The sequence below is a fragment of the Pseudomonas sp. HMWF006 genome (assembly GCF_003061205.1).
Taxonomy (GTDB): Bacteria; Pseudomonadota; Gammaproteobacteria; order Pseudomonadales; family Pseudomonadaceae; genus Aquipseudomonas; species Aquipseudomonas monsensis.
Genome location: NZ_QAIU01000224.1, coordinates 4,320 through 16,800 on the forward strand (window position 1 = coordinate 4,320; position 12,481 = coordinate 16,800).

The window sequence follows — 12,481 nt, forward strand, 5'->3', positions numbered from 1 at the left end:
ATCCAGGCGTCCACCGCCTACAAGCTGCGCGGCGGCGGTGGAGGTGTCTCCCCAGAATGCGCTGGCGCATCCGATGCGGACGGTGGTGGGCATTTTTATCTCCGACTCAGAAACCTGCGACAGAAGTGTCTGGAGGCTACCAAGCAAGCGCTTGGTTTGTAAACAGCTGAAATATCTTCTGCCCAAGCGCTTGCTTGGTCGTCGTCGGCGGCTTAAATTGCGCGCAACCCTGTGGTTTCAGGGGGCAACAGACTGATCGACTGTAGGAGAGAACGGGTGGACGAGCAAAAAGCCCTGAGGGTCATGCGCGAATTGGTCGATCAAGGCCAGTTGACCGACCCGGACAGCGCCCGCGGCAAATTGCTGCAAGTGGCGGCTCACCTGTTTCGCAACAAAGGCTATGAGCGCACCACAGTGCGCGATCTGGCCGGCGCGGTCGGTATCCAGTCGGGCAGCATTTTTCATCACTTCAAGAGCAAGGACGAAATCCTCCGTGCGGTGATGGAAGAAACCATTCGCTACAACACGGCGTTGATGCGAGCGGCGCTGGCCGAAGCGAGCAATGTGCGTGAACGCGTGTTGGCACTGATTCGCTGCGAATTGCAATCGATCATGGGTGGCAGCGGTGAAGCCATGGCGGTGTTGGTGTACGAATGGCGTTCGTTGTCCGAGGACGGCCAGGCCAAAGTCCTCGCGTTGCGCGATATTTACGAAGCGATCTGGTTGCAGGTGCTGGGTGAGGCCAAGGACGTCGGGTTTATTCGCGGCGATGTATTTATTACCCGACGTTTCCTCACTGGCGCGTTGTCCTGGACCACCACCTGGTTCCGTGCCGGCGGCAGTTTGAGCCTCGATCAACTGGCTGACGAGGCATTGATTCTGGTGCTCGAAGAGCGTTGAGCCACTTTCTATCGGGCCGGGAAACTGGCTAACTGGGCGAAACCGCCTAGCTTGAATGCATTGATCGGTATTTTTTCGGGGAGTGGGGTGTTTTGAAGTCTTCGCCAGTTCGGACGGCCGCTGGGCTGATGCTCGCAGCGCTGGCTGCATTATGGGTTTTGCCCGCGCAGGCAGCGCAATTGGTTCGGGTGGGTGCAGCGCATTTTCCGCCTTACACCATTCGCCCGGAAAACGGGGCCGACACCGGTCTGTTGCCGCAACTGGTCGAGGCGTTGAATCGGTTGCAGAGCGACTATCAGTTTGTCCTCGTGCCGACCTCGATTCCCCGACGGTTCGGTGATTTCAAGCAAGGCCGGATCGACATGGCGATCTTCGAGAACCCGGAGTGGGGCTGGAAGGACATTCCCCACACGGACGTCGACATGGGCCTTGAGGACGCGGAGATTTTCGTCGCGCAACGGGAGGACGGTCGCCAGCAAAACTATTTCGCCGATCTGTCGGGCAAGCGTCTGGCGCTGTTCAGCGGTTATCACTATGAATTCGCCAACTTCAATGCCGACCCGAAGTATCTCGCCCAGAACTACAACGCCACACTGACCTATTCCCACGACAGCAACCTGTTGATGGTTCTGCGCGGCCGCGCCGATATCGCACTGGTGACCCGTTCCTATCTGTTCGATTACCTGCTGCGCAATGAAAAGGTGCGCGAGGCGTTGCTGGTCTCGCAGCGTATCGATCAGGTCTACCACCACTACGCCATTCTTCGCCCGACCGCACCGATCACCGGTGAAGCGTTCGGCAAGTTGCTCAAAGGCCTGCGCGACAATGGCGAAATGCTGAAAATTTTCGAGCCGTACAAGATCGCGGTAGTGCCGGTGCCGAAGTAACGGCGTGTCATGCCCTGCCGTTGGTCGGATACTCGGGCGACCCTGTCAGATCTGACAGTAGACGCCGTATTGGCTTCAGGTTTTGATTCCTTTTCACACCCGCTCGTTGCGAGCGGCTTGAGAAAAAGGAATTTGCCATGTCCAATCCGTCCCCGATTTCATTGCGCTGTGTGCCTGCTCCATTCGTAGAGCAAGCCAGCGAGAATGTCCTCACCTTGAACAAACCCGATGGCTCGACCGGCATTACAGTCGAAGTGTCGAGGTGGCCTTTTATGGCGCTCAGACAACCGACGACATTGCATGCCTGTGGTCAGACGAGCGATGGTTCGCCAATCATGTTGCGCGTCGCCGATGCAGAGCCATTGACGCAGCAGGAGTTCGAGGAAGGCTGGCGCAGGACGATTGCGTGGGATGACTTGCAGGATCTGAAACACAACAGTCAACTGGTGTTGGTCTTTCAGGCGGCCCTGAATGATGCGGGTTGTGATTGCCCACTGCTGTTTCCACCGCTCAGCCTCAAAGTGCGGGTTCCCTTCGAGGATCTGACGACCTTCTCCGAGGCTGAAGAAGCGCCCTGGAACGGCTGGAAAAAAGGCCCGGCTGCACTGGATCCCAGAGATCTGCTTGTGACCAAGTACGGCGACATCTACGTTCTCGACAACCACACGTACACCAACGCATCGGCTGGCATCATTCTGGAAAAAAACTTCGTGAACCTTGAAGCCGGCACGCGTTATGAATTCGGTCTAGAGGTTCGTCGAACCAACACCAGCTCCAGTGTGCCGAGTCTGTCGCTTGCAGCAGGCACCCAGCACGTCACTGAAGCCAAGGGTTTTCCAGCCATGACCTGGGAATCACTGGAGGGCACGTTTACCGCGGATTCTTCGCAGTGCACGTTGGCAATCATCAGTCATACGGCGAGTGGCAGCGGAAACGATTACGCCATCAGCAAGATCTGGGTCAAGTCTGTTTAGTGCGAGAGCGGTGAGTTTGTCAGCCTCATGGAGCCCCGCCAGCAAACAGCATCGCTGGATTGTTGGTGGGGATCTCTAAATTTTCCGGGCGCGATCACGTTCCAGCATTTAACTGTCGACGAATATCGTGAGCCCGACCCATGCCCAATCTGAATGACCTGACTGCCCTGGCGTTGCCTTCGGGCCGTCACCTCGCAGCCGATGCCACTGAAAGCCGTCTGAGCCTGAGCCTGGACGGACAGCCGCTGATTCGTCTGCGCCTCGAACGTGATGGCAAGGGACCGATCCAGCTCGATGAGCGTTATGCGCTGCCTGTGGGGCAAGCGCTGTGGGCAGCCTGTTACTGGTTGTTCGCCCGCGATCCCGCGTGTCAGCAATTGACCTGGCAACTGGATCAACCGCCGACCGAGGCCTTGCGCAGCGGTTTGCTGGTGAGCACCGAGGTAGCTGGCGAGTACCGCTGCCAGCGCACGCTGTTCTGGCAACTGCCGCAACCGTGGCTCGGCACTTCACTGGCTGGCAGCTATCCGCAGCACATGGTCATCAGCCAGGGCAGGCGCCATCCGCTGCGTCCGGTGAAGCCGCGCGGTGAAGTCTATCGGCGTTTCGATGCGCGTCTTGGCGCGTGGATTTCCCTGCGTTCGCTGGAAATCGAAGAGGATTTGCCACGCTTCCATCGCTGGCAGAACAGCCCGCGGGTCGCCCGTTTCTGGCAGGAAGAGGGCAGCATCGAGCAGCACCGCGAGTACCTGAGCAAACTCGAAACCGATCCACACACCCTGACGCTGATCGGTTGTTTCGACGATCAGCCGTTTGCCTATTTCGAGGCGTATTGGGCGAAAGAGGATCGCATCGCGCCGTTCTACGACGCCGATAATTACGACCGCGGCATTCATATGCTGGTGGGGGAGGAGGAGCATCGCGGGCCGCACAAGGTGGCGAGTTGGCTATCGGCGCTGGTGCATTACCTGTTTCTCGATGATCCGCGCACGCAACGCGTGGTGGCCGAGCCGCGTGCCGACAACGCGAAGATGATCGGGCATATGCAGAACCAGTGCTTCCACTGCGAGAAGGAATTCGACTTTCCGCACAAACGCGCGGCGCTGATGCTGCTGGGGCGCGAGCGGTTTTTTGATCGGTGCACGTTGGCGTAAAAGCAAAAGATCGCAGCCTTCGGCAGTTCCTGCATGAAACGTATTCCTCTGCAGGAGCTGTCGAAGGCTGCGATCTTTCTTGGCCGCGAGCCGGGCTTAGCGACGACCCAGCGATGCCGCATCCCCACGACTGCCCGACACCTTGCGGCAGTGCACCAGGGCATCACGAATCATGAAGTTGACCAGGGTCGGCGAGACGCCGAGTTCCTTGGCGATGTCCTTTTGCGGCACGCCGTGCAGGCGGTACATCTCGAACGCATAACGGGTGCGGCTGGGCAGCTCGGTCAGCGCGTCGGCAATGTGTTCCAGGGTCGAGAAGTTGATGTGTGAGGTTTCTGGCGAAGCGCCCTGAATGACCACATTCAACCCTTCCTCTTCGGGGCCCGAATACTTCTGCTCCAGCGCTTGTTTGCGGTAGTGATCAATGGCGAGGTTGCGCACGATCTGGAACAGATAACTCAGTTGAGCCTTGATCGAGGACGTGATCGGTGGCGCCGATTGCAGTCGGAAAAACGCATCCTGCACCACGTCTTCGGCACGCGACCGGCACCCGGTAATGCGGGCGGCGATTTTGACCAGAATCAGTCGATTGTCGACAAAGGCCTGAAGTAGCGGTGAATCGCACCTGCTTGTGGATACTTGTTCCGTCATGGAAATCACCTTGCTGCCAATAGGTTAGTGGGACGGCTGGGGGAGGGGCCGTCCTACACATCGAGCGACAAATTATGTTGAATGATAATGATTGTCAATTGAGAAAGAGAAGTAATGCGCCACAAAGGTGCGTTCTGAGAACTGCGACACGCCGCCACACCCCAGCCCTGTTGGCGCTCCCGCCCGCTGACTAATTATTTCCAGACGTCATCCGTTCTCATTGGTGAATGGCTCCAGCTGCACAGCCCCGGCCAGCCAGCATTCCCAAGCCTTGCGTGGTCGGCACAGACCGCGCCCTGCATGCCCTTGAAGGGGCGTGACGCAGCAACCCGATTCCACTAGCAAGCCGACTTCAGGCAGGAAACCTCATGACCGACGCGTTCGAACTCCCCAGCACCCTGGTCCAAGCCCTCCAGCGCCGCGCGGCCCTGACGCCGGATCAACTGGCCTTGCGTTTTCTCGCTGAAAACCCAGAGCAGGCTGTGGTACTCAGCTATCGCGAACTCGATCAGCGCGCCCGTAGCATCGCGGCCGCGCTACAGGCTGAAGCCGAATTCGGCGATCGCGCGGTGCTGCTGTTCCCCAGCGGCCCGGACTACGTTGCGGCGTTCTTTGGTTGCCTGTACGCCGGAGTGATTGCGGTCCCGGCCTATCCGCCGGAGTCGGCGCGTCGCCACCATCAAGAGCGTCTGCTGTCGATCATTGCCGACGCCGAGCCGCGTTTGCTGCTGACCAGCGCCGACCTGCGCGATGCCTTGCAGCAGATCGACGGCGCGCCGCCGCTGTTGTGCGTCGACACCCTCGACAGCGCACTGGCCGAGCGTTGGGTTGAACCGCCGCTGCCGCCAGAGCACATCGCTTTCCTGCAATACACCTCCGGTTCCACCGCGTTGCCCAAAGGCGTGCAGGTCAGCCACGGCAATCTGGTTGCCAACGAATTGCTGATTCGCCACGGCTTCGGCATCGACGTGAACCCCGACGATGTGATCGTCAGCTGGTTGCCGCTGTACCACGATATGGGCCTGATCGGCGGTCTGCTCCAGCCGATTTTCAGCGGTGTGCCGTGCATTCTGATGTCGCCGGCGTACTTCCTCGGCCGACCATTGCGCTGGCTCGAAGCGATCAGCCAATACGGCGGCACCATCAGCGGCGGACCGGATTTCGCTTACCGCTTGTGCAGCGAACGGGTCAGCGAATCGGCACTGGAGCGGCTCGACCTGAGCCGCTGGCGCGTGGCCTATTCCGGCTCGGAACCGATCCGTCTCGACACCCTTGAACGCTTCGCCGAGAAGTTCACCGCGTGCGGCTTCAGCGAAGACAGTTTCATGGCTTCTTACGGTTTGGCCGAAGCGACGCTGTTCGTGGCCGGTACTCCGCGTGGCACTGGCATTCCGGCGCTGCGCGTGGACGATCAGGCATTGGCGCAAAACCGCGCCGAGCCGGGCGACGGCAGCCCGATCATGAGTTGCGGCATCAGTCAGCCAGAGCACGCGGTGCTGATCGCCGACCCGGTTACGCTACAGGAGCTGGCTGACAACACTGTCGGCGAAGTCTGGGCTGCGGGCCCGAGCATCGCCCGCGGTTACTGGCGCAACCCCGAAGCCAGCGCCAGGACTTTCGTCCAGCACGCCGGCCAGACCTGGCTGCGCACCGGCGATCTGGGCTTCGTTCGCGATGGTGAACTGTTCATCACCGGGCGTCTGAAAGACATGCTCATCGTGCGCGGTCACAACCTGTATCCGCAGGACATCGAGCAAACCGTCGAGCGCGAAGTCGAGGTGGTGCGCAAGGGCCGGGTCGCGGCATTTGCGGTTTCTCAGGACGGCGAGGAAGGCATTGGCATCGCCGCGGAAATCAGCCGCAGCGTGCAGAAAATTCTCCCGCCCGAAGCGCTGATCAAAACCATTCGCCAAGCGGTGGCCGAGGCTTATCAGCAAGCGCCGAGCGTGGTGGTGCTGCTCAATCCGGGCGCCTTGCCGAAGACCTCCAGCGGCAAGCTGCAACGTTCCGCCTGCCGCAATCGTCTGGCCGATGGCAGCCTCGACAGCTATGCGCTGTTCCCGTCCGCGCAGGCCTCCAGCATCGAGTCAGCCGTGCAAACCAACGAACTCGAAGCCCTGATCGGCAGGATCTGGGCCGAGCAGCTCAACGTGCAACAGGTCAGCGCCGACGACCACTTCTTTTTGCTCGGCGGTAATTCCATCGCCGCCACGCAAGTGATTGCCCGGGTGCGTGAAGCGCTGTCGCTGGAGCTGAATCTGCGCCTGCTGTTCGAGGCGCCGACCCTGTGTGCATTTGCCGCCGCCGTGGCGCAACAGCAACAGGACGGCGGCAGCGCTCAAGGGCAAATCAACACGCTTTCGCGCAGCGAGCCAATCGCGCAATCCCTGGCACAAAACCGTCTGTGGATCACTTGGCAGCTCGACCCGCACAGCAGCGCCTACAACATTCCCGGTGCCCTGCGTCTGCGCGGCGAACTGGACCAGGACGCCGTGCGCGCCAGCTTCCAGCAACTGATCGAACGCCACGAATCGCTGCGCACGCGCTTTTTCGAACGCGACGGCGTGGCCCTGCAACAGGTCGAGGCGGCGACTGAATTCAATCTGCAACTGATCGACATCAGCGACCTGCCAGCCCACGAGCGTGAAGCCCGCGCGCAACAGATCCGTGAAGACGCAGCGCGCACCCGGTTCGACCTGGAAAAAGGCCCGCTGCTGTGGGTGACGCTGGTGCGGCTCGGCGACGAAGATCATCAACTGCTGGTGACACTGCACCACATCATCGCCGACGGCTGGTCGCTGAACCTGCTGATCGACGAGTTCTCGCGCCTGTACGCCGCTGCCACCCAAGGCCAGCGCGCCGACCTTGCGCCGCTGCCGACCCAATACGCCGACTACGGCAGCTGGCAGCGCCAATGGCTGGCGCAAGGCGAGGGCGAGCGGCAACTGGCGTACTGGAAAGCACAACTGGGCGACGAACAGCCGGTGCTGGAACTGACCACCGATCATCCTCGCTCGGCCAGACAATTGCACAGCGCCGCCCGCCACAGCGTGCGCCTCGGCGTCAGCCTCAGCGATGCGATCAAACAGACCGCCCAGGCCCACCAATCGACGCCGTTCATGCTGTTGCTCGCGGCCTTGCAGAGCCTGCTGCACCGCTACAGCGGTCAGCGCGACATTCGCATCGGCGTGCCCAATGCCAACCGTCCGCGCCTGGAAACCCAAGGCCTGATCGGCTTCTTCATCAACACCCAGGTGCTGCGTGCCGAGGTCGATTCGCACCTGTCGTTTGTCGAGTTGCTGACGCAGACTCGCGAGGCCACGCTCGGCGCTCAAGCCCATCAGGACTTGCCGTTCGAACAACTGCTCGAAGCCTTCCCGCAGGCTCGCGAACACGGCCTGTTTCAGGTGATGTTCAACCACCAGCAACGCGATCTCGGCGCGCTGAAACGCTTGCCGGGGCTGCTCGCCGAAGAACTGCCGTGGCACAGCCGCGAGGCCAAGTTCGACCTGCAACTGCACAGCGAAGAGGATCGCAACGGGCGCCTGACCCTGTCCTTCGACTACGCCGACGAGTTGTTCGAAGCGGCGACCATCGAGCGTTTGGCCGAACACTTCAGCAACCTGCTGCGCGCCGTCTGCGAGCAGCCGCAACAGGCGATCGGCGACCTGCAATTGCTCACGCCGTGCGAGCATGAACAGCAACAGGCATGGAGCGTCGCGCCATGCACCCCGGCGCCACAATGGCTGCCGGAACGGCTCAACGATCAGGCGCGCCAGACCCCGGAACGCACTGCGCTGGTGTGGGACGGCGGCAGTCTCGATTTCGCCGAATTGCATGCCCAGACCAACCGCCTCGCGCATTACCTGCGCGACAAAGGGGTCGGCCCGGACGTATGTGTGGCGATTGCTGCCGAGCGTTCGCCGCAACTGCTGATTGGCCTGCTGGCGATTCTCAAGGCCGGCGGTGCCTATGTGCCGCTGGACCCGGATTACCCGGCCGAGCGTCTGGCCTACATGCTCAGCGACAGCGGTGTCGAACTGCTGCTGACCCAGACCGCATTGCTTGACCGTCTGCCGGCCCGCGACGGCGTCAGTGTGATCGCGATGGACGCGCTGCACCTGGAAAACTGGCCGAGTCAGGCGCCGGGTCTGCACCTGCACGGCGACAACCTCGCCTACGTGATTTATACCTCGGGTTCCACCGGCCAACCGAAGGGCGTCGGCAACACTCACGCCGCCTTGGCCGAACGTCTGCAATGGATGCAAAACACCTACGGCCTCGATGAAACCGACGTGCTGATGCAAAAGGCCCCGATCAGTTTCGACGTGTCGGTGTGGGAGTGCTTCTGGCCGCTGATCACCGGCGCGCGGCTGTTGATTGCCGCGCCGGGCGAGCACCGCGATCCGCATCGCATCGCCCAACTGGTTCAGCAATATGGCGTGACGACGTTGCACTTCGTGCCGCCGCTGCTTTCGCTGTTCATCGACGAACCGCTCAGCGCCGAATGCACCAGCCTGCGTCGGCTGTTCTCCGGTGGTGAAGCGCTGCCGCCAGAACTGCGCAACCGCGTGTTGGCGCAACTGCCGGCGGTGCAATTGCACAACCGTTATGGCCCGACCGAAACCGCGATCAATGTCACCCACTGGCACTGCACAGTGGCTGATGGCGAGCGTTCGCCGATCGGCCGGCCGTTGGGCAACGTGATCTGCCGCGTACTCGACGCCGATCTCAATCCGGTGCCGGCCGGGGTGCCGGGTGAACTGTGCATCAGCGGCATCGGTCTCGCTCGCGGTTATCTCGGTCGCCCGGCGCTGACTGCCGAGCGTTTCGTGGTCGATCCGCTGGGTGAGCAGGGCGCGCGTTTGTACCGCACCGGTGACCGCGCACGGTGGACCTCGGACGGTGTGATCGAATACCTCGGTCGTCTCGATCAGCAGGTCAAACTGCGTGGCTTCCGTGTCGAGCCGGAAGAAATCGAAGCGCGCCTGCTGGCTCAGGAAGGTGTCGCCCAAGCCGTGGTGCTGGTGCGTGAAACCGCTGCCGGCGCGCAACTGATCGGCTATTTCACTGCCGCCGATGGCAGCGAAGATCAGGACGCACTGATCGCCCGTCTGAAAACCGCTTTGGCCGCCGAGCTGCCGGAATACATGGTCCCGGCGCAACTGATGCGTCTCGAACAAATGCCCCTGAGCCCCAGCGGCAAACTCGACCGTCGCGCCTTGCCCGAGCCGCAGTGGCAAGTCCGCGAGCATGTCGAGCCGGTCACTGAGCTGGAACAACAGATCGCCGCGATCTGGCGCGAAGTACTGGGTCTGGCGCAAGTCGGTCTGCGCGACGACTTTTTCGCCCTCGGCGGGCACTCGCTGCTGGCCACGCAAATCATCTCGCGCAGCCGTCAGGCCTGTGACGTCGAGTTGCCGCTGCGCGCCTTGTTCGAACACAGCGAACTTGGCGATTTTGCCGAGCAGATCCGCCTGATCCAGGCCAGCGGCAAGACCAACCAGCAGCCACCGATTGCAAAAGTCGACCGCAGCCAACCGGTGCCGCTGTCCTATTCGCAACAGCGCATGTGGTTCCTCTGGCAGATGGAACCGGACAGCCCGGCGTACAACGTTGGCGGCATGGCGCGCCTGCGTGGCGTGTTGCATGTCGAGCGTTTCGAGGCGGCGTTGCAGGCATTGATCCTGCGCCACGAAACCCTGCGCACCACCTTCCCGAGCATCGACGGCGTGGCCCGGCAGCAGGTGCATGCCGAGACGGGCGTACGCATGGGCTGGAAGGATTTTTCGAAACTGCCGGCTGACCAGCGTGAGCAGAAGGTGCAGCAACTGGCCGATGCCGAAGCGCACCTGCCGTTCGATCTGGAAACCGGGCCGCTGTTGCGCGCCTGTCTGGTGAAGACCGCCGAACATGAGCACTACTTTGTCCTGACCCTGCACCACATCGTCACCGAAGGCTGGGCGATGGACATCTTCGCCCGCGAACTCAGCGCGTTGTACGAAGCGTTCGTCGATGACCGCGACTCGCCGCTGGAGCCGTTGCCGGTGCAGTACCTTGATTACAGCGTCTGGCAGCGCAACTGGCTGGAGTCCGGTGAACGTCAGCGCCAACTCGACTACTGGACCGCGCAACTCGGACGCGAACATCCGCTGCTGGAGCTGCCCGGCGACCGTCCGCGTCCGCCGGTGCAAAGCCACCAGGGCGAACTGTTCCGTTTCGACCTCAGTGATGATCTCGCCGCCCATGTCCGTGCCTTCAATGCGCAAAACGGTCTGACCCTGTTCATGACCATGACCGCCGCGCTCGCCACCTTGCTCTACCGCTACAGTGGCCAGACCGACCTGCGCATCGGTGCGCCGGTGGCCAACCGTATCCGCCCGGAAAGCGAAGGGCTGATCGGCGCGTTCCTCAACACCCAGGTGCTGCGTTGCCAGCTCGACGGCCAGATGTCGGTGGGTGAGTTGTTCGAGCAGGTGCGCCATACCGTGATCGAGGGCCAGTCGCACCAGGACCTGCCGTTCGATCATCTGGTCGAAGCCCTGCAGCCACCGCGCAGCGCCGCGTACAACCCGCTGTTCCAGGTCATGTGCAATGTGCAGCGCTGGGAGTTCCAGCAGAGCCGCCTGCTCGCCGGGATGACCGTCGAGTACCTGGCCAACGATGCGCGGGCGACCAAGTTCGACCTCAACCTGGAGGTCACCGACCTCGACCATCGCCTCGGTTGCTGCCTGACCTACAGCACTGATCTGTTCGATGAACCGACCATTGCACGCATGGCCTGCCATTGGCGCAATCTGCTCGAAGCGCTGATCAGCGATCCGCACCAACGCCTCAGCGAGTTGCCGCTGCTGGCGGCGCCAGAACAACAGCAACTGATCGACAGCCTCGGTGCGGAGCCGGGCGAACATCGCCTCGATCAGTGCATCCATCACCTGTTCGCCGAGCAGGCGCTGGCCCGTAAAGACGCGCCGGCCCTGACGTTCGCCGGGCAGACCCTGAGCTACGCCGAACTCGACGCCCGCGCCAATCGGCTGGCCTGGGCCCTGCGTGAACGCGGCGTCGGTCCGCAAGTGCGGGTCGGTCTGGCGCTGGAGCGCTCGCTGGAAATGGTTGTCGGCCTGCTGGCGATTCTCAAGGCCGGCGGTGCTTACGTGCCGCTGGACCCGGAATATCCGCTCGACCGTTTGCACTACATGATCGAAGACAGCCGCATTGGTCTGCTGCTCAGCGATCGGGCAATGTTCAATGCTCTTGGTGATCTGCCGCCGAGCGTGGCGCGCTGGAGCCTGGAAGAAGACAGTCCGGCACTGGCCGGCTACCCGGCCACCGAGCTGCCGTTGATCAGCTTGCCGCAGCATCAGGCGTACCTGATTTACACCTCCGGTTCGACCGGTAAACCGAAGGGTGTGGTGGTTTCTCACGGCGAAATCGCCATGCACTGCCAGGCCGTGATCACGCGTTTCGGCATGCGCCCGGACGACTGCGAACTGCACTTCTATTCGATCAACTTCGACGCCGCCACCGAGCGGCTGCTGGTGCCGCTGCTCAGCGGCGCGCAGGTGGTGCTGCGGGCGCAAGGGCAGTGGGATGCCGAAGAAATCTGCGGTTTGATCCGCCGCCACAAGATCAACGTCCTTGGTTTCACCCCGAGCTACGGCAGCCAGTTGGCGCAGTTCCTCGCTACGCAAAATCAAACGCTGCCGGTGCGGATGATCATCACCGGCGGCGAAGCGCTGACCGGTGAACACCTGCAGCGGATTCGCGCTGCGTTCAAACCGAGCCTGTTTTTCAACGCCTACGGCCCGACCGAAACCGTGGTCATGCCACTCGCCAGTCTGGCCCCGGAAGTGCTGGAAGAAGGCGCCGGCAGCGTGCCGATCGGCAGCGTGATCGGCGGCCGCCTGGCGTACAT

At 61.9% G+C, this 12,481-nt stretch carries 7 protein-coding genes; 5 read left to right on the plus strand and 2 right to left on the minus strand.

Annotated features, from left to right (window positions below):
• The coding region (locus tag DBR24_RS31785) for a DUF1446 domain-containing protein (RefSeq protein ID WP_256591354.1) at positions 1-93 on the minus strand (93 nt) is incomplete at its 3' end.
• A 183-nt stretch (positions 94-276) separates the two neighbouring features.
• On the opposite strand from DBR24_RS31785, the gene DBR24_RS08985 reads away from it, so the two are divergent.
• From DBR24_RS08985 to DBR24_RS09000, 4 genes are all read left to right on the plus strand, one after another.
• Entirely contained in the window at positions 277-900 is a 624-nt protein-coding gene (locus tag DBR24_RS08985) for a TetR/AcrR family transcriptional regulator (protein WP_128614542.1), read from the plus strand.
• 92 nt (positions 901-992) lie between these two features.
• Positions 993-1,787 (plus strand): ABC transporter substrate-binding protein, encoded by a 795-nt coding sequence (locus DBR24_RS08990; RefSeq protein ID WP_128614543.1) that lies wholly within the window; start codon positions 993-995, stop codon positions 1,785-1,787.
• 137 nt (positions 1,788-1,924) lie between these two features.
• Positions 1,925-2,761, plus strand: coding sequence for a sugar-binding protein (locus tag DBR24_RS08995; protein ID WP_128614544.1), 837 nt, complete (start codon positions 1,925-1,927; stop codon positions 2,759-2,761).
• 140 nt (positions 2,762-2,901) lie between these two features.
• Positions 2,902-3,915, plus strand: a complete 1,014-nt coding sequence (locus tag DBR24_RS09000; RefSeq protein ID WP_128614545.1) for a GNAT family N-acetyltransferase — start codon at positions 2,902-2,904, stop codon at positions 3,913-3,915.
• Between the two features lie 96 nt (positions 3,916-4,011).
• Here the strand turns inward: DBR24_RS09000 and DBR24_RS09005 are convergent, their stop codons facing one another.
• Positions 4,012-4,566 (minus strand): RNA polymerase factor sigma-70, encoded by a 555-nt coding sequence (locus tag DBR24_RS09005; RefSeq protein WP_123466439.1) that lies wholly within the window; start codon positions 4,564-4,566, stop codon positions 4,012-4,014.
• A gap of 368 nt (positions 4,567-4,934) precedes the next feature.
• Here DBR24_RS09005 and DBR24_RS09010 point away from each other — a divergent pair.
• The coding region (locus tag DBR24_RS09010) for a non-ribosomal peptide synthase/polyketide synthase (protein ID WP_128614546.1) at positions 4,935-12,481 on the plus strand (7,547 nt) is incomplete at its 3' end.

Coding starts and splice junctions, on each gene's coding strand:
- DBR24_RS08995 (WP_128614544.1), top strand. CDS start 1,925: ATGTCCAATCCGTCCCCGATTTCATTGCGCTGTGTGCCTGCTCCATTC.
- DBR24_RS09005 (WP_123466439.1), bottom strand. CDS start 4,566: ATGACGGAACAAGTATCCACAAGCAGGTGCGATTCACCGCTACTTCAG.
- DBR24_RS09000 (WP_128614545.1), top strand. CDS start 2,902: ATGCCCAATCTGAATGACCTGACTGCCCTGGCGTTGCCTTCGGGCCGT.